At 33.9% G+C, this 24,103-nt stretch carries 24 protein-coding genes and 3 pseudogenes; 7 read left to right on the forward strand and 20 right to left on the reverse strand.

Features of this window, described 5'->3' with window-relative positions; all coding sequences use genetic code 11:
- Positions 1–11: 11 nt before the first annotated feature.
- From ACFQZ1_RS24755 to ACFQZ1_RS24805, 11 genes and pseudogenes are all read right to left on the reverse strand, one after another.
- Positions 12–836 (reverse strand): AAC(3) family N-acetyltransferase, encoded by an 825-nt coding sequence (locus ACFQZ1_RS24755; RefSeq protein WP_377884814.1) that lies wholly within the window; start codon positions 834–836, stop codon positions 12–14.
- Between the two features lie 189 nt (positions 837–1,025).
- Positions 1,026–1,118, reverse strand: a pseudogene (locus ACFQZ1_RS24760) (multidrug resistance efflux transporter family protein); the annotation flags it as partial.
- 127 nt (positions 1,119–1,245) lie between these two features.
- Positions 1,246–1,686, reverse strand: coding sequence for an exosporium protein C (locus ACFQZ1_RS24765; RefSeq protein ID WP_377884975.1), 441 nt, complete (start codon positions 1,684–1,686; stop codon positions 1,246–1,248).
- A 131-nt stretch (positions 1,687–1,817) separates the two neighbouring features.
- Positions 1,818–2,318, reverse strand: a complete 501-nt coding sequence (locus ACFQZ1_RS24770; RefSeq protein ID WP_377884815.1) for a GNAT family N-acetyltransferase — start codon at positions 2,316–2,318, stop codon at positions 1,818–1,820.
- Positions 2,319–2,412: 94 nt separating this feature from the next.
- Positions 2,413–2,895, reverse strand: a complete 483-nt coding sequence (locus tag ACFQZ1_RS24775; protein ID WP_377884816.1) for a GNAT family N-acetyltransferase — start codon at positions 2,893–2,895, stop codon at positions 2,413–2,415.
- 142 nt (positions 2,896–3,037) lie between these two features.
- The gene (locus ACFQZ1_RS24780) at positions 3,038–3,601 is read right to left on the reverse strand and encodes a GNAT family N-acetyltransferase (protein WP_377884817.1); all 564 of its coding nucleotides are present in this window, start codon (positions 3,599–3,601) and stop codon (positions 3,038–3,040) included.
- Positions 3,602–3,615: 14 nt separating this feature from the next.
- Positions 3,616–4,326, reverse strand: coding sequence for a nucleotidyltransferase domain-containing protein (locus ACFQZ1_RS24785; RefSeq protein ID WP_377884976.1), 711 nt, complete (start codon positions 4,324–4,326; stop codon positions 3,616–3,618).
- 773 nt (positions 4,327–5,099) lie between these two features.
- Positions 5,100–5,471 carry a DUF1304 domain-containing protein gene (locus tag ACFQZ1_RS24790; protein ID WP_377884818.1) on the reverse strand — a complete coding sequence of 124 codons (372 nt, stop codon included), beginning with the start codon at positions 5,469–5,471 and terminating at the stop codon, positions 5,100–5,102.
- A gap of 41 nt (positions 5,472–5,512) precedes the next feature.
- Positions 5,513–6,151 (reverse strand): nitroreductase family protein, encoded by a 639-nt coding sequence (locus ACFQZ1_RS24795; RefSeq protein WP_377884819.1) that lies wholly within the window; start codon positions 6,149–6,151, stop codon positions 5,513–5,515.
- Positions 6,152–6,165: 14 nt separating this feature from the next.
- Positions 6,166–6,600, reverse strand: coding sequence for a MarR family transcriptional regulator (locus ACFQZ1_RS24800; protein ID WP_377884820.1), 435 nt, complete (start codon positions 6,598–6,600; stop codon positions 6,166–6,168).
- Positions 6,601–7,147: 547 nt separating this feature from the next.
- A complete protein-coding gene (locus tag ACFQZ1_RS24805) occupies positions 7,148–8,344 on the reverse strand; it encodes a macrolide family glycosyltransferase (protein ID WP_377884821.1) in 1,197 nt (398 codons plus the stop codon).
- A gap of 528 nt (positions 8,345–8,872) precedes the next feature.
- On the opposite strand from ACFQZ1_RS24805, the pseudogene ACFQZ1_RS24810 reads away from it, so the two are divergent.
- The 3 genes and pseudogenes from ACFQZ1_RS24810 to ACFQZ1_RS24820 all read left to right on the forward strand — a co-directional run.
- Positions 8,873–9,231, forward strand: a pseudogene (locus ACFQZ1_RS24810) (helix-turn-helix domain-containing protein); the annotation flags it as partial.
- A gap of 23 nt (positions 9,232–9,254) precedes the next feature.
- Positions 9,255–9,506, forward strand: coding sequence for a CPBP family glutamic-type intramembrane protease (locus ACFQZ1_RS24815; protein ID WP_377884977.1), 252 nt, complete (start codon positions 9,255–9,257; stop codon positions 9,504–9,506).
- 891 nt (positions 9,507–10,397) lie between these two features.
- The gene (locus tag ACFQZ1_RS24820) at positions 10,398–11,567 is read left to right on the forward strand and encodes a serine hydrolase domain-containing protein (protein ID WP_377884822.1); all 1,170 of its coding nucleotides are present in this window, start codon (positions 10,398–10,400) and stop codon (positions 11,565–11,567) included.
- 210 nt (positions 11,568–11,777) lie between these two features.
- Here ACFQZ1_RS24820 and ACFQZ1_RS24825 read toward each other — a convergent pair whose 3' ends face one another.
- Positions 11,778–13,193 (reverse strand): amino acid permease, encoded by a 1,416-nt coding sequence (locus ACFQZ1_RS24825; RefSeq protein ID WP_377884823.1) that lies wholly within the window; start codon positions 13,191–13,193, stop codon positions 11,778–11,780.
- A 376-nt stretch (positions 13,194–13,569) separates the two neighbouring features.
- Between ACFQZ1_RS24825 and ACFQZ1_RS24830 the strand changes: the two are divergent.
- Positions 13,570–13,679 (forward strand): annotated as a pseudogene (locus tag ACFQZ1_RS24830) (helix-turn-helix transcriptional regulator); the annotation flags it as partial.
- A 106-nt stretch (positions 13,680–13,785) separates the two neighbouring features.
- Here ACFQZ1_RS24830 and ACFQZ1_RS24835 read toward each other — a convergent pair.
- Together ACFQZ1_RS24835 and ACFQZ1_RS24840 are read right to left on the reverse strand one after the other, a co-directional pair.
- Complete coding sequence (locus tag ACFQZ1_RS24835) at positions 13,786–14,694, reverse strand: DMT family transporter (protein WP_377884824.1); 909 nt, start codon at positions 14,692–14,694, stop codon at positions 13,786–13,788.
- Positions 14,684–15,166, reverse strand: a complete 483-nt coding sequence (locus tag ACFQZ1_RS24840; RefSeq protein WP_377884978.1) for a CcdC protein domain-containing protein — start codon at positions 15,164–15,166, stop codon at positions 14,684–14,686. Before ACFQZ1_RS24840 ends, ACFQZ1_RS24835 begins: the two co-directional genes overlap by 11 nt.
- Before the next feature lie 310 nt (positions 15,167–15,476).
- On the opposite strand from ACFQZ1_RS24840, the gene ACFQZ1_RS24845 reads away from it, so the two are divergent.
- From ACFQZ1_RS24845 to ACFQZ1_RS24855, 3 genes are all read left to right on the forward strand, one after another.
- Entirely contained in the window at positions 15,477–16,013 is a 537-nt protein-coding gene (locus ACFQZ1_RS24845) for an NAD(P)H-dependent oxidoreductase (protein ID WP_377884825.1), read from the forward strand.
- Positions 16,014–16,479: 466 nt separating this feature from the next.
- Entirely contained in the window at positions 16,480–18,462 is a 1,983-nt protein-coding gene (locus ACFQZ1_RS24850) for a serine hydrolase domain-containing protein (protein WP_377884979.1), read from the forward strand.
- A gap of 404 nt (positions 18,463–18,866) precedes the next feature.
- The gene (locus tag ACFQZ1_RS24855; protein ID WP_377884826.1) at positions 18,867–19,694 is read left to right on the forward strand and encodes a peptidoglycan-N-acetylglucosamine deacetylase; all 828 of its coding nucleotides are present in this window, start codon (positions 18,867–18,869) and stop codon (positions 19,692–19,694) included.
- A 56-nt stretch (positions 19,695–19,750) separates the two neighbouring features.
- On the opposite strand, the gene ACFQZ1_RS24860 is transcribed toward ACFQZ1_RS24855, so the two are convergent.
- The 6 genes from ACFQZ1_RS24860 to ACFQZ1_RS24885 form a co-directional block, all read right to left on the reverse strand.
- Positions 19,751–20,173 carry a sigma-70 family RNA polymerase sigma factor family protein gene (locus tag ACFQZ1_RS24860; RefSeq protein WP_377884827.1) on the reverse strand — a complete coding sequence of 141 codons (423 nt, stop codon included), beginning with the start codon at positions 20,171–20,173 and terminating at the stop codon, positions 19,751–19,753.
- Positions 20,158–20,643, reverse strand: coding sequence for a sigma-70 family RNA polymerase sigma factor (locus ACFQZ1_RS24865; RefSeq protein ID WP_377884828.1), 486 nt, complete (start codon positions 20,641–20,643; stop codon positions 20,158–20,160). Before ACFQZ1_RS24865 ends, ACFQZ1_RS24860 begins: the two co-directional genes overlap by 16 nt.
- 36 nt (positions 20,644–20,679) lie before the next feature.
- Positions 20,680–20,931 (reverse strand): hypothetical protein, encoded by a 252-nt coding sequence (locus ACFQZ1_RS24870; RefSeq protein ID WP_377884829.1) that lies wholly within the window; start codon positions 20,929–20,931, stop codon positions 20,680–20,682.
- A complete protein-coding gene (locus tag ACFQZ1_RS24875; RefSeq protein WP_377884830.1) occupies positions 20,919–21,848 on the reverse strand; it encodes an NAD(P)/FAD-dependent oxidoreductase in 930 nt (309 codons plus the stop codon). The genes ACFQZ1_RS24870 and ACFQZ1_RS24875 overlap by 13 nt, the downstream gene beginning before the upstream one ends.
- 144 nt (positions 21,849–21,992) lie before the next feature.
- Positions 21,993–22,469, reverse strand: coding sequence for a YbaK/EbsC family protein (locus ACFQZ1_RS24880; protein ID WP_377884831.1), 477 nt, complete (start codon positions 22,467–22,469; stop codon positions 21,993–21,995).
- Positions 22,470–22,673: 204 nt separating this feature from the next.
- Entirely contained in the window at positions 22,674–23,798 is a 1,125-nt protein-coding gene (locus ACFQZ1_RS24885; protein ID WP_377884832.1) for an RNA-guided endonuclease InsQ/TnpB family protein, read from the reverse strand.
- Positions 23,799–24,103 lie beyond the last annotated feature (305 nt).

Genomic DNA, 24,103 nt, shown 5'->3' on the forward strand with positions numbered 1-24,103 from the left:
TTCTCCATCCTTTAATTAAAAATTTTCTTCGTTTGCTTTTGTGTCAAAAACCACTCTGTTCCAAAATCGACAGCTTTTTGTTGTTTCATTAATTTACATGATGCATTTCCAATCGTTCCATATGTAACCATTCCTGTTTCATCAAATGCCTTTCCTAGCGGCTCAAAATCATCAGAATCATATTCGAATTCCTCATACTCTTTCCATATACGAACTCCATTTTCAATAATCGGTGCCCCAATTTGTATTTTATCTCGATATTGCGCACGAACTTCAGATAAATGAAGTGATGTATTGGAATCATGATCCACCCCAATTAGCAATATATATCCATCTAAATCATATACTTTTTGTAAAGGTGACTGTTCTCCAAAACTAGGAGAAAGCTTGTGATTTTCGGTAATTTGTTCTGCATTCTTTCCCCACGCTGCAAAGCTATGTAAAGGATGATTACTTCTCTTTGTATTTGGATAAGTACGAAAACATTCCACTACTTTCCCCATACTTCGCGTCGGTGTTGTTTCTGGATGAAACGGTGGGACGTTTTCACGGATAATTTCCCACCAACCTTCTGGAACCGGTGGCCTTTGCCAATTTTTCGGATCGGATAAATCGCTCGTTTGTGTTGGCATAACAATTGTTCCTTCTTCTGTAACAACTTCCATTAAAGCTTCTACTACCGCCAAAGCTTCTCCACTTACCCAGCCAATCGAACTGAGAGATGAGTGTACAATAACGGTCATTCCCTCTGCAACACCTAACTTCCGCAAATCACTTGCAATTGTATGAATTGTATTTGGTGTTTTTGTTTTTGCAATTATGTCATTTATATTCATAAAAAATCCTCCATGCTATATAGGAAATATAATTTCTTATAAATTCCATTTCTATATTATCATATTTTTCTTAATATTTAACAAAAAGTAAAAGAACAACTAAAAATACAAAGAGAGTATGTATGATAACAACCATTCATACTCTCTCTTTTATGCAATATAAATAGATAACCATATAAGATCATCTTCTCATGCTGTTATTTTTCCCTCTTTTTTCTTCATAACTGCCACATAACTATGTAGAATCATCCCAACTACAACAAGACTCATTCCAGTCCAAGACATAGCTAACGAAAATGAGGCTGATAATAATAAATTTCTTATAATCCTTCTATCATTAACAAAGGAAGGGAGAAGCCCTCCCTCCCTAAAAAATATAAAGGCGTTCCCAATTTATATTCTTCATATATTATTCGTCACAATCATGGTCTTTTGCTATAGCTAGAGCACTAAAAGACAGTGGTCCGACAACAGCAGCCGTTGTACCTGGAGTAATATTCTCAGCAGTTACACGATACTTATGAGAACCAGCTTTTACATTCGTGTCTATAGCTTGAAATGTTACGATATAAAATTGTTCTGAGTCAGCAGATTCTATCCCTTCTTGAGCCATAAAGATTTCTTTATCATCACGAAAAACTCTAAACACAATTTGAGCGATACCAGTAATCCCTTTTATACCAACAGTTAAAATCAGTTCCACATGATTTTCGCGTGCATGTTTTTTCGGAATATGAACTTGTAGCTCTGCCAATTTAACTTTTTTTGGAGATTGTGGAATATTAAAAGATTTTGCTTCATCTACCTTACGAAGCGGCTCTGTTGCTTGGTAATCAATAATTCGAAATATTATAATCACCTCCTCTACCTATATTTTAAGATATGTAATAGAGATAGAGTTCGCTTGGATATCTATCATCCTTTCTGTTTTTTTATAGAGCTGTACCAATTAAATCTATTTCACTTTTTTATGTATATTTCTTATAAAAATAACACCATATACTCTTCATCCCGATATATTTCACCAGTTTTCAATGCTTTTTTTTCTACACCATACGTTCCAAATCCAATTGAATGATATAATTTTTTGGCCGAAATATTGTCAGAAACAACCGATAAACCAATTTGTTCTATATTTAGAGTCTTTGCTTTTTTCACGATTTCTTGTATTAGATTTCTTGCATATCCCCTCCCTCTGCTTTGAGAACTTACATACATTCCTACGATGTGTCCTTTATGACGGAGTGCTGCTCTTGATTCTGTTAATAGTGTTACAATTCCTACTAAACTATTCTTCTCATCAAAAGCCCCGAACGTATAGTTATCTTCTGCTTTTAAATTTTGTGCCGCTTGCTTGAAAGGTTCTTTCTTTTGCATTGCTTCTTCATATGTAGTAACGTATGCCTCTGGATTTTTCTTTAGTGCTTCTAAACGTAAATTCCAATAATTTTCCGCATCAGTTTCAGTCAAGATTCTAATCATTATGCTACTTCCTTTCTTTCATATAAAAATAGAAAAATTTTCTTTTATATCATTATTTTTAAGTTTACATAATATTATTATATATTTTTTTATACTATGACTCTAATCCATAGCTTTCTATAACAACTTCCATGTTTAACTTTCTCATCATGAATTTCTCTAGTTCTGTAATTTTCTCAAATCCATACTGCTCGTATAACGTATGAGCATCTTGCGTAACTAACATAAACCGCGTACCTTTCAACTTTGGATGGTTTACTATCGTCTCAATTAACCACTTGCTTAAACCTTTTCCTCTGCACGTAGGAAGAATAAATACATCTGCTAACCAAGAAAAGCGAACAAAATCTGTGATTACTCTTGCAAAACCTACTTGTTCATTCGTTTCGCTATCATATACGCCATAGCAAAGCGGCGAGTTTCTAATTGCTTCTACAACTAATTCTTTATGTATTCCTTTTGCCCAATAGGAATCATTGCAAAGAAAACTATGAATGATATCAATTTGCAACAAATCTTTATTTTTTGAAATAAAATAACCGTTATTTTTCTCCAGACATAAATCAGTTTCCTTCATTTCAAGTTCCTCCTTATTTCGCATAAGATAAAGGTAGATGCAAGTGTTTTGGAATAGATTCTAGAAATTCTGGTGTATGTTTCAATGTAATAGAATACGAATACTGTTTAAAATCTAATATATCCTGCCATGTATTTATACTTTATTTTTTTATAGTTTGGTTATCACTTCGTAGCATTTCTGTAAACTCCTCTTTCAGCATACTAAATCGATAACGATCAACAAATTCTCCTCGTCTCAGTCGGTCTTTTCTCATCAATCCTTCACATACAAATCCCGCTCTTTCATAACTTTTCATTGCTTTCGCATTGTCTGCATCTACCCGCAGCCAAATTTTTTCTAAATTGAATTGCCTAAAGCCAATTTGCAACATGTGGTACAGAGCCGCCATTCCATATCCTTGTCCCCAATATTGCCTATCTCCAATCGCAATTCCTAGTTCTGCATTTTTATTTGTTTTATCAAAATTTTTCAAATCTACCCAGCCGATATGTACACCTTCTTCAGAGCAAATCGCTCTTTGCTCATACCCATTTGTTCGATTAATACACATTTCAATCCACCTTCTTGTATCTTCACGCGTGAATGGTGGATATTGATCTGGAACCACCAAATGCCTCGTTATTTCTTTATCTAATGACCATTGATAGCGATCTTCTATATCATCTAATGATAATTCTCTTAATCGAATATTCGGTAAACTCATTGTCTAATTTCTCCTCACTTTTTAACCTTCCCTATACAAAAACCATCAAAAAGTCTTCCTCCGTACATGTCTAAAATACCATTCACAAATGCAATAACTTGCTCTTTCTCTCCTGTTTTATAAAATTGTTCAAACACTGCTACAAACTCTTCGGCAAACTGTTCATCATATTTCTTTAATGTCTTCATAAACCACTTCGATTGTCCAGTCCAGCAGTTATTCATTCGCAATATAAACTCATGAAGGAGAGTGGCAAGATGACCTGCGATAAACAATTCATCTTCTCGTTTTGTGGCACCAATAAGGTCGTTTAACACGTCTGTAATAAAATAACGTTTCTGCTGTATCATATCTTTTGTCCAAGGCTCAGGTCCTTTTTCCAAAAGACATTGCGCCTCTTTTTTTATAGCTGGTATGATGCCCTTAATATCTTTTAACACAATTCCTTCTACAACGAGCTGTGGTAAAGAAGGACGACCACGTTTACAATCACTCGCAAAAAAGTCTTTATAAGATGTAAAGTTGTGCACAAACACCTCAACAGGCCACCCGTAAGCTATGAAAGATTCACGATATGCAGCCGGAAGCGTGCCATCAAAAATAATAATGTCCAGATCCGATGTTTTTGTTCCTTCTCTCCTTGCAATACTTCCTCCTAAAAGAGCCGCATCACAAGTTGGAAATTGAGATGCTAGAACTTGTTTAGCTACCTCCATTGGTTCCATTTTCATATATACCCCTCTTATTTTGTTTTCTTTGGCTTTCATCTAATGCTTACGATATATTCGACATTTATTTCTTTTTTCCTATTTTTTATAAAAAAATATAGTATGTGAAATTATTAAAAATAAGTACCTAAAATGTTACTTGTCTTAATCATCGAATTGTTATATCTCACTATTTTTAGACAGTAAAATTCCTCATGTTTCAACCAAACATTAATAAAAGAATGAAAAATTCCTCACTGATTACAACTGAATTTTCATTAGTTACACCTTAAGTTATCTAAAAAACTCTTAATGATCCTATACAGCTTGCTGTCTACTAAAACTATATTTTATTAGAAGCATGTACTCTTACCTCTCTTTAAATTCTCAGTTTAACTGAAAATTTTCATTTTAGCTATAAGAGAATTTATAAGATGTTAGTAGACCTATTTCTGAAATTTAATTTACAAATTTATTATGGTACGTGAAATTATATAGATTTAATTTAATAAAATATGGATGAAGATACGTTATTGTTCGTAGGAGTTCCACACTTCAAGCGTTGGTTAAGTGGGGGGAGTTCAATTATTCAACGCTATTGTTTATTAGCTTAATAAAAAGAGCTCTCATTTTAAATATCCATACAAAAACCAGTGATATCCATACGTATACATGATATCACTGGTTTTCACGAGTTTAACATTTTGTATCTTTTGTAAAGCTTAGTATGATTAATTAGCATTTTTATATTTTTTTCAAAAATGGGTTCTTGTTATTGAAAAGATCGGGTTCTATATCACAGCCAAAAGGGTAACCAGTGCTAAAATAGCTGGAAGTCCCTGTTTCACAATAATTGACTTGTTGGATGTAATGCCTCCGAAAACGGCTGCCGCCACCACACAAATTACGAAAAACAATTGAATCATATGGCCAATTGGATTGAATCCAAGTATGAGTCCCCAAATAAGACCAGCAGCTAGAAATCCATTATATAGACCCTGATTTGCAAACATGACGGCTACGTTCCGATCTCCTTCTAAATGCTTCGGCAATTTGAAAGATCGTTTTGCCACCTTTGAATCAATAAAAAACATTTCAAGAATCATAATGAATAAATGCTCTAATGCTACGATTCCCACTAAAATCGCCGCAAGTATTTCCACACACTATTCTCCCCTCTCTGTTCGCTAATATCAGTTTTATATTATTTCCATTGTGCAATTCTATCGACGGGGAGACGGTATGAAGCATATCCTTCATCTGCTGCTTTTCCGATGGATAGAAGCATAACTGGTACATAACGTTCTTTATCTAATCCGAAGACTTCAGCGATATTTTCTTTGTCATAGCCCCCAATTGGATTTGTATCGTATCCATGTGCACGCGCTGTCAGCATTAACTGCATGGAGACAAGACCTGAGTCAATCAGAATAGTTTCGCGATTCTCTTGCACTGGAAGCTTTTCAAAATGTGCAGTCAACGCTTGTACTTGTCTGTCTTTTACCTCTTGCGGCATATATCCTAGTTCAACAGCTTTTGAATAAATTTCTTCTATATAGTCATCGTTGTTCATATCTGCAAATACTGCTATGACAGCAGATGAAGTGGAAACTTGTGATTGATTAAATTTAGCAAGTTTCGCAAGCTTTTCTTTCCCCTCCGCGCTTTCGATAACAAGAAAACGCCATGGCTGTGCATTAACTGAAGACGGTGCTGTGGTAGCTTCCTTTAATATTTCGGCCATCTCTTCTTTGCCGATTTTGACTGTTGGATCATAATTACGTATGGATCGACGTCCTTTCATGATTTTCATAAAATCGTTTGTTTTTAATGTAGTTCCCATGTATAAACACTCCTCTATGCTTTAATCTTCTCTACATTTTTTTGCATCTGTGACAGTATATAAATAAGTACATTGCGTTCTTCCACACTGACATTAACGAGCATTTCCTTCATAAAACGTTCCTTTTCTTTCTTGGAAGACTCGATTTGTTCTCGTCCTTGCTCAGATAACCGAACAAGTGTTATACGGTTATCTTCAGGTTTCTTTCTTCTTAATACTATTCCTTTGGCTTCAAGCTGTTTAACGTGTCTGGTGATGGCTGCGCCATCAATATTCACCTTTTTTTGAAGGTCGCTTTGACTAATTTCATCAATTTGATAGAGCAATGCGAGTAATTCCAATCGAGATTGACTGATGCCCGTGCATGCTTCAAACTTCGTACCAATTACTTTGTTCAAACTTTGTAGCTTATATAAAATTTCGGCTTCTTCTGAATAATATGTTGCCAAAACTCACCCCTTCTTTCTTACCGAAAATTAATTGATATATCAATAATTGATACATCGATAATATACATCCCTCTTTCTAGTTTTGCAAGTTTTTTTGCTTAATTAGTTTTATTTTGTTCCATCGGCTTTATATTTATCCACAATATCAGTTCGCATCTCTAGAAATCACAGATATTTTCAGTTTCTTCTGATAATCAGATATAGCTAAATATATAAAGGAATTCAGCTAAATCACCATCAAGTTAAAAGATTAGTTTCCCCCAAAACGGAAACTTTATGTCTTTATAATAATGAAACTCACTTTTATTGTTTTGGAGGTAGTCCATTTTGTTAGCTTGATGGGTATGGGACGAGCCCCCTCTTATAGCTTTTTCATTATTATTCATCTTACAACTTTAAAGGGCAATACTACATACAAACTGTAGTATTGCCCTTAGTTTTTTAGATTAAAATGCAACTATTTTATTGCCTTTGTACATTTTTTGAAGAATTAGAGCGATATGTAACGCCCGTATTCTTAGAAAAACTTGCAAGAGAAATCGAATTATTAAACAAACCTTTTCTTGAAATTAAATATAGCATCTACTGCTTTCTTATAACCTCCAGCTTCTTTAAGAGACTTTCCTATTGTATGACTATTTTGAGAGAATTCCTTATTATTTAGCACCTGTTCTGTTGCTTCACACAGCATTTTAGCAGTAAGCTGTAAACGATCTAATTGAATACCAGCTCCTAATTCTTCCACTCGTTTTGCAACGATTGGTTGGTCACCAGCAACAGGAATAACGACAAGTGGTACACCAAAATATAATCCCTCACTGGAGCTGTTCATTCCGCCATGTGTAATAAATACATTAGTATGTTGCAAAACTTCTAATTGTGATACATAGTTGTATACTAAAAAATTGGAAGGAATGTTTTTAAATTGGCTAATATCTGTTTTTTTCCCGACTGCTAGCACAAAAGTAGCTTCCATATCTTGAAAAGCTTCGAAACATGTTTCGTAGAATTTTGGTTGCTGGTTGAATACAGTACCCATGGAAATAAAAATTACTCTTTCTGTTTTGAGCTTTTCAATAGGAAAATGACTAACATCTTTTCTTGGACTAATAGAAGGCCCAACAAATATAAACGAGTCATCAAATAATTCTGCACGTGGTTGATATAGCTTTGAGGTAAATACGATTGTAATGTCCCCTGGCTGATTCATGATGTCGAATAAACTATTACAAACAATATTGTATTGTTTTTCCCATTTCTGCATCGTGTCTAAACACACTTGATACATCGGAGAACTTTTCGTTATTTCATTTAATTTAGACGTTGAACCAAAAGACATATGATGATTAAAAGCAAAAGTGGTACAAGAAGAAATTTTGGGTAATCTTAATACATTAGCAATCATAACCCCTACAATAAAATTATTATCGTAAATTACATAATCATAGGATTCTTCTTTTATTTCCTTTAAAATTGTAGGTACTATTTTGTCTGCGACGTTTACTATGCGATAGATCATTTCTAAAGGATTGTGCCCTTCATCTATTTTTTTCATAATATCGATTTGTGAGGTGAAATCTTCATAAGGCCGAAATGATGCCCTTGTTTTTTCAATCTTGTTCCTATATTGTTCAATACAATAATAAACTACCGTTTCTCCTCTACGTATCAATTCTTCAACGATTGCTAGGGTTGGATTAATATGTCCCTCACCCGGAAAGCCTATAACAAGAACTTTTGACATGACCATTTCTCCTTATCTATCTTTTGTTGAAATTTAACATTTTAAAGTTAATTATTAATAATGGTAATTTTTTGTTAATGAAGTATATGAAACACACTTCTTCATTAATTATTTTGTAGTTTATTTAATATTACCTATATATAGAAGCTAATATACATTAGGATTTGTAATTTATTATAGGTTATTTATTTTTAATTGTTAATATAATTATACAAAAATTGGTAATTTGTGTGTTGAGAAAGTTTTATTTCGAGCCCTGCCGGTTTTCATCTGTTGAATAAATCAAGTATTTCACTTTGAAGTGAAATGTCCAATCAAAAACGCCATCCTTTCCTATGATTCTACAGAAAGAATAGCGTATTTTTCATTTGATGGAAAGTTTGTTTTGTTAGTTTAATAGCGATGCGCCAGGACTCTATTAAGAAAATTATTTTGAGTTTCCCTGTGGTTGATTTTATCAACGAAAATCAACTTTAAATCCATCGTTTGTGTGACAATAACCTGTATAATTATAACTGAGGTGATGAAATGAAAGAAATCAATATCGCTACAACACTTATCGCAAAGCGCAGGGAAAAAGGTATTACACAGGATGAGCTGGCGGAATATATTGGTGTTACAAAAGCATCTGTTTCAAAATGGGAAACAGGACAGAGTTATCCTGACATTACCTTTCTTCCTCAATTGGCAACATATTTTAACATTAGTATAGATGAGTTAATTGGATACAAACCCCAAATGACGCAGATGATATTAAAAATCTATATCACATGCTTGCGTCCGCTTTCGCTGAAAAGCCTTTTGATGAAGTGATTGCAGAGTGTAGGAATATCATTAAAAAATATTATTCCTGTTTTCCTCTACTGCTTCAGATGGCGGTGCTGTTTGCCCTAGCAAAAACAAAGAGAATATCCCAGTATGGGTATTTGTAGTTGCTAACACTGTATCAGCACTTTTGTTTGCAGCAGGACATATTCCGGCAACGATTGCGACCTTTGGTAGCCTGAACGCTCTTATTTTGATACGCTGCTTCTTACTCAACGGTATTTTTGGAATGATCTTTGGTTGGCTGTATCGGAAGCTAGGATTGCAATATGCGATGATTGCACACGTTTTGTGTCATGTTACTCGTTATATTATCCTCGTATGCTTCCTGCTTTAATAGTGATAAAGGCTTGATACAAGCTATTACTTCAAGTGTAATGATAACCTAGAATAATAAAGAGAAAGGGAAATAAATTCATTTATTTTCCTGTTGAACAAATCCTATTTTTCTCGATAATTTATCCAACATATATAATGACATATGTTGAGGTAATTTATCGGTAAGCAATTGTAGTTCATTTTGAATAGAAAGAGTCATAAAAAACGTTATTCTCTCTGTACATTTCTACAGAGGGAATAACGTTTTTTCGTTTTAAGGGCGTTTATTTTTCTTAAGCTGATGGATATGGAGTCCCCCCTTAGATTAAATAAATTTCCACTTAGAAACAAGTGATTTTAATAACGTTAGGAGTGTTTAATGCAACACAATATCATTTGTATTGTATAACAAGAAGAAAAATCACATTAGAAAAAAACAGAATTTATCCTGTTAAGAATAAACCGACTCTTTAATATTTAAAGGGCGAAAAAAAACATAAAAGTGAAAAACCTCTGTGTTTCTTTTTGATTAATATATTTATTGAAAAATATTTTCTTTCCGGCACAGAACCTCCTTATACCCTATTATAGAAGCTATTTTGAACGTAAGTAATTTGTAAGGAATGGGTAAGAAAAAAGAAAGTTTCATTGTGTATGATAAAAATATAACGAGGTGTGAAAGGCGGAATAGATATGACGTATATATGAAAAACAAACCAGTTAACAAGAGTATTTCAAGAAAAAGAAGTAATTTCTAGAGTTAGCATACATGTGAAAAAAAGAGGGATTTACCACTTGTTAGGACAGAGTGGCGCTAGTAAAACAACATTTATAGAGATGATAGCTGTGTGATTAATATGGAACAGTAAGCAACCACCTATACAATATTAATAGAGGAGAGGAATGCCTTATGAAAATACGTAATCAAATTACATTTGCAAGTCTGGCCCTTGTAATCACTGGAAGTTCCCTACTATACACATCGCCAACCTCAATTGTAAAAGCAGAGCTCACTCAAAATGTATCTAGTTTGTTACACACAAACACTCAACAAGATCGTAATTCCGTCAAGCAAGCAATGCGGGATACACTGCAACTTGGATTCCCGGGGATACTTGCTAAAACTTCTGAGGGTGGAAAAACGTGGAGTTATGCGGCTGGAGTAGCGAATCTGAGCACTAAGAAACCAATGAAAACAGATTTTCGCTTTCGTATTGGCAGCGTGACGAAGACGTTCACCGCAACGGTTGTACTTCAATTAGCTGGAGAGAACCGCCTGAATATAGACGATCCCCTCGAAAAATGGTTGCCTGGTGTTATTCAAGGAAACGGATATGATGGTAAACAGGTTACTATCCGGCAGATATTGAATCATACAAGTGGTATCGCTGACTACTTAAAGTCAAAAGACGTTGATATGATGAATACAAAAAAAACATATACCGCTGAAGAAATAGTGAAGATTGGGCTTTCTTTGCCCCCAGACTTCGTCCCTGGGAAGGGCTGGGCTTATTCAAACACAGGATACGTATTACTGGGTATCCTTATTGAAAAAATAACCGGAAACAGCTATGCGGAAGAGATTGAGAATCGGATTATTGAACCGCTGGAATTGTCGAATACATTCCTACCTGGTAATTCAAGTGTTATTCCAGGCACCAAGCATGCCCGCGGATATTCCCAACCAGACGGAGCAAGTGAGCTAAAAGACGTTACTTATTATAACCCAAGTATAGCTAGCTCGGCTGGAGATATGATTTCTACCGCTGATGACTTAAACACATTCTTTTCTTCCTTACTCGGTGGCAAATTACTAAAGGAACAGCAACTAAAACAAATGCTTACTACAGTTCCTACAGGAAGAGCAGAAATTAATGGATATGGTCTTGGAATCTATGAAACTAAGCTTCCAAACGGTGCCTCGATATGGGGACACACAGGTGGCATTCCAGGTTTTGTTACTTTTGCTGGAGGTACACTTGGCGGCAAGCATACGTTGACCGTCAATTTGAACAGTACAGGTAGAGCTAACAGTCCTGATCCTTTTAAAAATATTTTACTTGCTGAATTTAGCAAGTAGGCAAAAAGGAAAACCAGATAAATTTTGTCATAGTTTTTATAATTTAAAATATATCTTTCTGGTTCAAAAACCCCCAACTTACTCTAAAAATAAACTTTGGGGTTTTTGGAATTCCAGCGGCAATCCAACGCTATTAAGCTAATAAAAAAGAACGAATTTATATAAAAACGTTCTTTTTTAATATATTTATTTCTATTTTTCCAGTGATTATTATCTCGCAATTTTATCATGTACTTTTGACATTGTTTCCTCTTTTAGATTGCTGTGCTTTATCGAATAAAGAAAATAGATCGTTGCTCCAATGGCTAACCAAATACTGAAGTATACCCATGTTCTTAATGGCAAATTTAGCATTAAGAATAAACAACATATAATTGATATGATTGGTAAAACAGGTACAAATGGTACTACAAATCCACGCTTTAAATTTGGATGTGTTTTACGAAGAATAATAACTGATAGACTAACTAGCGAAAACGTTACTAAACCACCAATATTAACTAAATTAACCAGTTCTTTTAAATTGATAAACCCAGCTATTACGGAACTTCCTATTCCCGCCAATCCGACTGTAAAGGTTGGTGCTCCAGTCTTCTTATTAATCTTCGCAAGCGATTTTGGTAACAGTCCATCACGACTCATTGCAAAGAATACTCGAGTTGCTGCGTACATACTCGAGGAAATAACAGCCATAAGGCCAATTACAGCCCCTGCAGCAATTACACCACCGACTTTCCCTTGTCCTACAACTTCCATTGCATAAGCCATAGCTTCAGGTACATTTAATTCTTTATAGGAAACCATCCCTGTCATAACAAGACACACTATAACGTAAATAAGTGTACATATGATTAACGATACAATAATACCAATGGGAAGATTACGTTGTGGATTTTTTACTTCTTCTGCCGAAGTGGCTAATATATCAAAGCCCATAAAAGCGAAGAATACGGCTGCTCCACCAGCAAGAACTCCACTTAAACCGTATGGTGCAAATGGTACCCAGTTCTCTGGCTTTACATAGAATATACCAACCATAATAAATAATACAACCATTCCAATTTTAATTAGCACCATTATGTTATTAATACGTTTACTTTCCTTCGTACCACGCGATAACATCCATGTTAATAGCAATGTAATGATTACCGCTGGTAAATTCATAATCCCACCTTGTGATGGAATCGTTAATAGAGATTTTGGTATCTCTAATCCAAATCCACTTATTAAATTGTGGAAATATCCTGTCCATCCACCAGCGACAGCCGCTGTTGCCACGATATATATTGAGAGTAACGTCCAACCTACTAAATGAGCCACAAACTCACCGATTGTTGCGTAGGAGTACGTATATACACTACCTGACGTCGGGAGTGTAGAAGAAATTTCTGCGTAACATAATGCTACAAATCCACAAACAATCGCTGCAAGTACAAATGAAAAAATAACTGCTGGACCAGCATCTTTTGCTGCTACTAATCCAGTTAACACTAGAACTCCCGTCCCAATTATCGAGCCTATTCCTAACATAATTAAATCAAATGCTCCTAATGTTTTCGTTAAGCCCTTGCTTTTATTATGCTCTAACAATTGTGTAACAGATTTCTTTTTTAACATCTTACTCATATCCCCTGCATCCCCTTTAAAAAATACGGTATATTCTTCTAGTTCTTGTTGCATCCCCTTAAGTTTATTTGCACTTTAGCTAAAGCCAAGTTATCAATTTTATAGTGTATAGGTGTATGGTATTTGATAGACTTATTAATGCTTTTTCCAAATTCTTTATATGAATCAATTCTATTAACATTGATTAATTATAGCTATCTAATTCCATTATTTTACCAACCTTTTTAATTTATAAGACTAATATGAGTGAAGGCTAAAATATTTTATTTTTTTGAATATTCAAGTCGAATTTTAATTATTTTTGTCGAATCATATCGATTATTGTAATTAAGGATAATATATTTGTAAAGTATTATTTTTTTAGGAATCTCTTACGATAAAAAAGATTCATAATCGTTTGAAAGTAGCAAGAGCGGAGAAAAAATATCACAGGGAGAATTAGCTGAAATGGTAGAAGTATCTAGGCAAACAATTAGTTCTATTGAAATAGCGTTTTACGGCCTTTAATTTCTCTCCAATTATAAATTTATCCATAAGAAAAAGCACCCCCAATTGTTAGACAGTGTCTAACAATTGGGGGGCAGTACATTATTTAGGATTCTTTTTGTAGATTTTTAATAGGAACATTTAATTTGATTTTTCGATTAGTCATATAAACTCCCATTAGTATAAAAATTAATCCAATGATTAATTTCCAACTTATAGCTTCACTTAAAAGAATATATCCCCAGAAAATAGCTGATACTGGTACTAAATATGTAGATATTGAAGCGAAATCTGGGCTTCCTTTTTGAATTAAGTAAAAGTAAAGTAAATACGCTATACCTGATCCAAATACACCTATTCCAATTAATGCGCCTATATGATGCCATGATATCTTAGTTAAAATTTGAATAGGATCTTCTAACAATAAAACTATGAAACCGCTACATATACTACCGACTAATAGTGTGCCTAAAGAAATTTGAAACATGGACATTTCTTTAAGATAACGTTTTGTTATATGGGTAGCTAAACCATAGCAAAAAGTTGCTGTCAACATAGCGAAGAAATTTAAAGAATTTACTGAAAAAACATTAGACAGATGTAAGTCCGAGAGAATTAAAATACCTATGAATCCAATAAATAAACCTATAAGTTGATTGCGATTAGAACGTATACCAAAAAATAAAATTCCTAAAATCATTGTCCATAAAGGTTGGGTTGCATTTAAAACAGAAGCTAAATTACTAGTCATTTTTTGTTCACTAAAACAAATAAGTGTCCATGGAATTACAGTATTTAGTATTCCTACAGAAATTAAAGGTATAAATGGAATTTTCCCTCTAAAAGATTTGCGAAAAAACGGTATAAGTACAATAAGTGTTATAACTCCAAAAGTTGAACGTAAAAATGCTACAACTAAAGGGTTAAAATCTGCAACTAACACCTTGAAATAATAGAAAGACCCTCCCCAAATAAGACTTAACATAATGAGTGCAAGGTATAATTTACGAGACATTTCTTTCCCCCTCTTTATTTGTATAGATTCGGTTTTTATATATTCGCCGAAAGTTGAGAAATGAAACAATTCTCCAAGGTAAAATATATCCGAGTGCTACTGTTACAAACAGTGCTACCTCAGTATCCATACTGAGCCACTTTAAATAATCGCGAAGTAGAAATCGGATAATCAAAACAATAATAAAGACGATGATGAAACTTCTATTTTTTGTAGCGTAGATATGTTGATCGGACCGGAGTTCATAGTTAGTCGTCCGAATAAGTGGAATAGATAAAAGAAATCCAAAGATAAGTACACAAATCCATCCCCAGCCAGCAGCATGAACCTTTGGATTCAATATGATGGGAATACTAAGTAATAGCAAATATAATATCGGTAGGAGAAAGTGAACTTCTTTTCCTTTAATTGGGCGATACATAGCTCTCGTTCTGCGACATAAAACCAATGCAGTAATTGCAATAACAATCAGATAAAATACATAATAATATTACTTTCCATTTACCACCTACAACATCAAGAGTTTCCCTAATAGGAAAATTGTACTAAAACCTCCCCTCCCTACAATAGTTCTAAATCTAAAGATCACGAACAAGGCGCTAAGCCCCTTTCTTCTCGTTCTTATAGGAACCATAAAGTTCCTATAGCACTTTAAAGTGCCTACTTTAAAGTGTGTAATTAAAAGATTATTATATACCATATAATATCAATATTACCAAATGTTGTACAATATCAAAATGGTATTGATGTTACCTATTATTCTTTGAAAAGAGGGAGAATTTATGAAAACACTTGTAATCATTGCACATCCAAATATTGAAGAATCTCGAGTGAATAAACGTTGGCTCGAGGAAATTAAAAAATATCCAGAAGATTTTACTGTACATGAAATATATAAACGTTATCCAGATTGGAACTTTGATCTTGAATATGAACAAAATCTATTATTAGAACATGATCGTTATATTTTTCAATTTCCATTCTATTGGTACAGCTCTCCCCCGTTGTTAAAAAAATGGTTTGATGATATTTTTACATATGGATTTGCATATGGTTCTAAAGGGGATAAACTCCAAGGAAAAGAGTTTTGTCTAGCAATTTCTGCTGGTGTAGTAGAGAGGGAGTATCAAGCAGGTGAAGCAAATGAGTATACATTAAGTGAATTATTAAAACCTTATCAGGCTTCATGCCTTTATACTGGTATGAAATTCTTACCGACTTTTGCTGTATACGGTGCGGAACATAACTTAACAGATGAAAAATTAGAAGAAAGTGCTAAAAACTACATACTTCATATGCAGAATCTTTCTAAAAAATAAGAGTTTAATCATCTTTTTTCTTAAAAATAAAGAAAGAGACTTTTTTATAAAGTCACTTTCTTTATTTTTAGGTTAATCTAAGTTTCAGTTTATAAGTCAAGCACACTCTGAAGTATTGTCTTCGTTATAGTCAGGAAAGTACTTAGAAAAGATAATATACTTTTTAGCCCCCAGTAAGCCCTCTATACGGGGTACCGCCACATACCCATCAACCTAAGATTTTAAAGTATCCCCAAAAGGAATTTCTTTAATTTTACATAGAATCTCATCTTGCAAGATATTAATGATCAAGCTTTTTTATAAAGCTATAGAATTATAAAAATACAGTACATAAATAATATTGAAAAAAATACAATTTATGATAAAATATGGTTAAATTTTACAGAAAAATGTTTAGCATAATAGGAAAATAATCAATAAATTTAGTTTTAAAGGGGGAATTAATTTGGAAAGAAGAAGCAATAACATGATTAATTATTTTCGAAGCTTATTAGTTATTAGTCTATGTTTCTTGTTAGTATTTTTAGGCAGCAATAGTTCAAAGGCTAAAACAGTTTCTTCTATAACATTAAACGCTAAAGGTGTGGAAGCTTTCGCGAATAATGTAATTCCAGAAAAAATGAAAGCAGAAAATGCGCCTGGTGTAGCTTTTGTAGTTGTTAAAGATAATCAAATTCTATTTCAAAAAGGGTACGGTTTTTCTAACAAAGAACAGAATATTCCTATTGATCCTAAAAAAACAGTTTTTCGATTAGCATCAGTATCAAAAGTTTTTACTGCTAGTGCTGTAATGCAGTTAGTTGAACAAGGAAAAATCGATTTAAATAGAGATATAATAAATTATATGGGAGGATTAAAGTACGAAAATAACACGGGTGAACCAGTTACAATGAAACATTTACTCACCCATACAACAGGTTTTGATTACGTAGATCCTAGACCGGGGGATATTCATTATCGAATGAATGAATATACAAAACTTAAAGATTATGTAGAAGAAAATATGCCTACAGTAGTGAGAAAACCAGGAGATACGTATACATATGATAATTTTGCTTCTATGCTACAAGGATATATTGTTCAAAATTTGACAAACACACCTTTTTATAAATATATGGCTTCAAATATTTTTTACCCTTTAGAGATGCAAAATAGCAGTTTTGTTATGACTAATTTTATCAAAGATAAACTTGCAACAGGATACGATGGAAAAGGTAATGCCATTCCATTTTATGAAACAAGACCGACGGATATGCCACAAGGGAGTATGTTCTCTACAGGAAGTGATGTAGCCAATTTTATGATTGCTCAATTGAATGGTGGTAATTTTAAAAATAAACAAATACTAAAAAGTGAAACTGTTCAAGATATGCAAAAAACAAAATTTGCGTTACATCCAAAATATCCAAACATGACATATGGGTTTGAATTCTTTTCACCACATAGTCATAATGGCCAATATGTTTTTGGAAAAGGTGGAAATATACCAGGTTTTTCTTCTTTAATGTGGTTAATTCCTGAACATAAAATAGGTGTTTTTGTTGTCACGAATAAAGATAGTTCATCACTTCCTTATGAATTATTTGATAAATTTATGAATCACTATTTTCCAGACAAGACGAAGCCAGAGTATTTAACACCTAGCGAAGAAGAGTTAAAAAAATTTGAAGGTGCTTACCGTGACTTGCGGATAAAAAATCTTATTTCACATGTAAATATAAGTGAAGGAAAATTATTTGTAAGTGATAAAGTATATGGTAAACAGGAATTAAAACAAATAGATCCTTTACTATTTGAAGATGAAAAAGGTAATTATATGGCGTTTAAACTTCACAATGATGGCACTGTAAAAGAAATGATACACTGGGATTCTGCTAGTTCAGCGATGAAATTAAGTGAACCTAAGAGATTTCAAGATGTAGAGGTAAATCATCCATATGTTAAATTTATAGATCCTTTACATCAATATGAAATATTAAAACCAAATAATGAGGGGAATTTTGTTCCTGAAGCCCCTCTTACACGCGGAGAATTTTCATATTGGTTATCTCAAATTGCTTACTTTACACCACCTTCGAAAAATGACCCTGTATTTTCTGATGTAAAGGGCCATCAGTATGCATCTCATATTCAAAAGTTATATGAACTTGGTATTCTATATGAAAAAGATGGAGACCAATTCTATCCAGATCGTGCCATCACTAGACAAGAAGCAGCATGGATTGCTTGGCATTATTTAAAAATGCTAGAAGCCCCACCTAAAGACGCTACTTTAAGAGGAGAAACTGATGATTGGGCAATAGAATCTGTTAAAAATATTGTAGGTTATCGTTTAGTTGGACCTGAGGTTATATATAATGAAGATGGATCAGCAGATTATTTATCGAAACAAATAATGAAACGGCAAGAGGCAGCTGCCTTGTTATTTTATGTTATGCTATCTAGTTGATTTGCTTCAAGTATAGATTAGCTAAAATACTGTATTCTAGGAGAAAGGCACTTATCAAAAAAGTGCCTTTTCTTTATGGAGTGCTGCCACATCGCTATCAAATTAACATACGAAATTCTCGTTTTATTAGCGAGACTCCATACCCATCAACCCGGGATTTTGATATATCCCATTCGAAATTCGAACAATTGAACCTCTCTCCCCCTCCACTCCAGCCTTTTATAGATTCTAAAAAATAACAATTGTACTACCTTATTAATAAATAAAAATTAAAAAATCTCACATATAATTCATAAATCACTTTCATATTTGTAAACATATTTTTTTACAATACTATACATAAAATTGCTAATATAATAAAATGAAATAGAATGGAATTATTAGAAATAGAAAGAAGGACATTTATGCGTAGCAAATCATCTCTTGTAATCTTATTTAAAAGAGCTTTTATTATGTGCGTAGGAATTTCGTGCATATATGAAGTATCCGGAGGATCAAAATACATTGTAAATGCAAGTACAGAAGATTCCTCACAATCAGTTCAACTAGTAAGTGAAATACAAACTGCACTAGCTCCAAAGCAAGCACCCGACCAATATAATGGTCAAGTTAGAAAAGTAGCTTATCTTACTTTTGACGATGGACCTGGAAAGCTCACATCCCAATTATTAGATATACTGAAACAAAACGATGCGAAAGCCACTTTTTTCCTAGTTGGTTCCAATGTTAAAGCATATCCTGATTTAGTTAAACGTGAAAAATCAGAAGGACACTATGTTGGGATGCACAGTATGTCTCATGACTATAATAAATTGTACAAACAAGGTGGTTACGTAAATGAAATGACAGAGGATCAAACATTAATAGCCAATATTCTTGGCTATGCCCCAAAACTAACACGTCCACCATACGGTTCAATGCCAGGCCTTACAGAAGCTGAGAGAAATCAAGTCGTTGAAAAGGGTTTGCGCGTATGGGATTGGACAATTGATTCTTTGGATTGGAAATATAATAAAATGCCAGTAGATGCTGCTTCTGCTAAAGTTGCACAACATGTACTTGAAGGTGCAAAATCAAACACAGAAGTTATTCTTTTACACGATATTCATCCACAATCCGTTTCTGCTGTACCTGCTATTATTAAAGGGTTAAAGGAAAAAGGTTATGAGCTTGACAGTTATGATGAAAATGAACATTTCCCATTAAACTTTTGGCATGATAAACGAATTTAATATACATAAAAGGATGGATTTTCACATATTGGAAATCCATTCTTTTCTTCACTCGTTTAATGCGTATCAATATGCAAATGTCTTAACTTATCAGGATTTAAAATAATATAAATAGATTTAATTTTATTTCCTTCAAATTCCAAGCTCAGTACTGCCTGTATTCCCATATGATTTCTTATTACAATTCCACTACAACCATTTACCTCTGTTTGGATCATAGAGTAATTTTCTTGAATGGTAAGAAATTTAGTTGCTAAAGAAATAAGAAGTTGTTTCACACGCATTGCACCATAAATAGGTTTTATTACAGCTGTTACTTTTGCGCCACCATCTGCGTAATAAGCTACACCTTCCCGAAGAACTTCCATAACTTGATTTGTATTTCCCTGCTGAATAGCGTTTACAAAACATGTGATGACTTGTTCTTGATCTACTTTTACACTTTCAACTGTAATCCGCTTTTCTAGCTCTGGAAGCATTTTTTTATCCTGCTTAAAATTTTACGGCAATTCGCTTCCTTTTTTTGTACAATTTCAGCAATCGTTCCATGGTCATATTCCAAAATTTCACGGAGTATAAAAATTTCTCTTTCAATTGGATTTAATTGTTCGAATAATACAAGCAAAGCGTATGAAATATCATTTTTCACCAGTATTTCCTGTAATGGATCTGTTTCTATCACAGCAATTGGTTCTGGCAGCCATGTCCCAACATATAATTCTCTTTTTTTCTTAGAAGATTTCAATAGATCTAAACAGCGATTCGTAACCAATTTACACAAAAATGCTTTTACATTTGAGGTATGCTTCATTTCATATTCATTCAACTTTATAAACACATCTTGAATAATATCTTCTGCATCAGCAATGCTACCCGTCATTTTATAAGCAAGTGAGAAAAGAAGAGATTTATACTTGATATATAGTTGGCTTAATTCAGCGTTTTCCATAGAAAAAATCCCCACTTTCTATTCCATTATGCATAATTAGACAAGTAAACTCGCCTGATCCCATGTTCGTTCTCGAATACGAGCACCAATCTTTCCTGATAAAACAAAATCAAGTCCCCATTTTTGAACCCAAACAAAGCCATTATTAGGTCCGAGACTAATACAATATAATTTGACTGGATACGCTTTGTGTGTAACGGAATTAGATATTCCGTATATCTCATTTTTTAAGATTTTACTTAATCTCATTGCTTGAGGAATCGCTTCTTTACATGTCATTCCATCCACTTGATTCGTCTTCTTATCAACAATTTTAGCGCAATCTCCGATTGCATATATATGTTACAGTACGTATCAGTAACTAATATTTGGTTCTCATTTGACAAAGGCAGATTGAATGTTTGGATAATTGGATTCACTTTAACACCTGGTGTCCAAACACATTCTCCCGCTGTATATGTTGTTCCATTTGTACAAAGTAATTTACCATTTTCAAATTGTTTCACTCGCGTTTTAGACACAAATTTTATCCCAATTTTTTTGAGTTCGTAAGCTAATCTCTCACTTACCTTTACTGGCACTCCTTGTAATAAATGTTCTTTTGAGTCAAACAAAATGACCTCTATCTCACCAGGATTAAGCCCTGCTTTTTGAACTTCTTCTTTAAACCAAACACATATTTCTGCAGAAGTCTCAATACCTGTAATCCCTCCGCCAACAATAGCGATCCGTAGCAGTTCACATCTCACTTCTCTATTCTCTTCCGCTTTAGCTAATTGAATTAAAGAAAGCAATTTTTGTCTTACTTCTACAGCACTCTTCACGCTTCTTAATGTTGTCCCTCCTAGCGTACTAGGAATTTCTTGGATAACACTCCCTAGAGCTAAAATGAGATAGTCATATTGTATTGTTCTTATTTGTTCATGTTCTAATTTTATAGCAATCTCTTTCTCAGAGTGATTACATGCTATCGCTTCTCCTTTTATATATTCCATTCCATCTGTACAATACCTTTTTAGTGGAACTTTTAAGTCTGCATCTTCAACAACTGATTTAAACAACAAAATTTTTCGGAAATGAAACGAATTTTTATCTACTAAAGTAATTTTTACTTCTTTTCCTATTAAATGACCTAATTCTTTTTTTAATCCATTTAGCAAATTAATACCAGCAAAACCTCCACCTAAAATAACAATTTGTTTCATTTTAATTCCCACTTTACCCTTAAAACGATTTGACCTCCTGACTTGTGACATATTGAAAAGGGAAATTAAGAAAAAAACTACCCGTTCCTCCAGTGAATATGGAAACAGGTAGTTTTTTTAAAATATGCATTCCATTTTAATGGTTCATTTTATACAAATTACTTGACCCTGTGTCATCTGTACTAGTTCATCAGGTGTTAAACGAAATATCGCTTTCGGGTGCCCGGCAGCAACCCAAATCACATCATACTGCAAAAGATCTTCATCAATGAATGTCATTATAGGCTCTGTATGTCCTAATGGCGGAACACCTCCGATTACAAACCCAGTATGCTTACGTACAAAATCAGCATCCGCTTTTCCTAAAGTATCATCTAGATGTTTAGTAATTTGCTTTTCATTAATTCGATTTGTTCCACTCGCGACAACTAACAGTGGTTTATCAATCGTTTTGAGCCTAAAAATAATCGATTTACCAATTTGCGCAACTTTACAGCCAATTGCTTCTGCTGCCTCTTGAGCAGTTCTTGCGCTTTCTGGTAATTCTATTACTTGATTGGTATATCCTAGTTCTAATAACTTATTTTGTACCCGTTGTGCACTTTCTTTCAAATCTTTCATGCATTTCATTCCCTTCAACTTTCTAAAATATTTACTATCTATTCTTTGTGAATGCCCCCTCCTTAACACTCTTACAAGTTGTTTGAAGAAGGGGTTTCCTGTTTCTTAGAGCGTTGCTGCTTGGGATTCCCAAGTAGTCTTACATACTCTCCGCAGGCTTCGTTTATACTGTTTGGACACAACCTTGCCCTACAGTTTCAGTCTTTAGCTTCTCTCATCTAATTGTTCTAATCCCTTTCGCAAAATGTTTAGACTCGCATTATGATCTCTGTCTAATACCGTTCCGCACTTTATACAAATATGCGTCCGAATAGAAAGTGATTTTTTTACACGATTTCCACAGTCAGAACAATCTTGTGATGTGTATGCTGGATCTACTTTTACAAGTAAGCCTCCAAATTTCTCAAACTTATACGAAAGCATGCGGCGAAAAGCACCCCAGCCTGCATCAGAAATCGACTTTGACACCTTTCGATTTCGAACCATGTTTTGGATATCAAGATTTTCCATACAAATTACCGAATACATTTGCGTAAGGCGATAACTTAATTTGTGTAAAAAATCTTTTCTTTGATTCGCCACCTTTTCATGAAGGTTCTGAATCCGTTCCACTTGCTTCTTATAGTTCGCAGAGCCTTTCTTTTTCTTCGAAAGGTTACGCTGCGCTTTCTTTAGTTGCTTTTCTTTTTGACGAAGAAATCTAGGATTTTTAAATGATGTTTCATTGGAGAGCACAACATATTTATCTAGTCCTACATCTATACCAATTGCGTGCTCCAAAACAATAGAGGAAGGTACAGCTTGTCTTTCAACACTAAAAATAGCGTACCACCTCTTAGATTGGCGTTTCAAAATCAATTGTTTAATGGTTCCTTCTATCGGACGATGCAGAAGGATATCGATTTCCCCTAATCGTTTGTTATATAATTTTCCGTTATCCGCAAATGACATCGCATAACGATGTTTCCCATTCGGTTTGAATCCAAATTGAGTAAAAGTGAGACTGTTATATTCTTTATACTTTTTCATTTTTGGATAATTGGCATCCCCATGAAAAAAGCCATCATATGCCTTTTTCAGTCGTAAAAATACTTCTTGTAAGGGCTGTGATGGCACTTCTTGTAGAAAAGGATACCTCTTCTTATCGATTGTTTGTTGCTTTTGCATGTCAGAGCGCGTATACGATTGTTTGCTTTCTTTATATTTCCTCTGTTTATCTAAAAGAGCAGAGTTATAAGTTTGACGGCAATATTGTAACCAACGTTCTAATATTTCTTTTTGTTCTTGAGTAGGGAAAATTTCATATTTTTGGCTTAGTAACATTGTCATCACCTTCCTCTTTTTTCGCCCTTGTGTTTCAGATACCTACACACAAAACAGAATGTACGTTCCCGTTCATTTCTAGGACTATCATACATGATATTACATAAAAAGGAAAGAGAAACTTCGTGCTGTACACGAACAACGTTCATCCCCTCCCTACCACCTGGGCTTTGCCCTGCACGTACTTGAGGAAGGGGACTTCTGTTGAAATTTTGTTAAAAAGCAGAGACTCCTCTTATTATGCAGCATCAATTTTACCTATTCCATAAAACATAAAAAAGCATCCCCTTCATATAAGGGGATGCTAGCAT

It is taken from the genome of Bacillus sp. CGMCC 1.60114, assembly GCF_042676365.1.
Taxonomy (GTDB): domain Bacteria; phylum Bacillota; class Bacilli; order Bacillales; family Bacillaceae_G; genus Bacillus_A; species Bacillus_A rhizoplanae_A.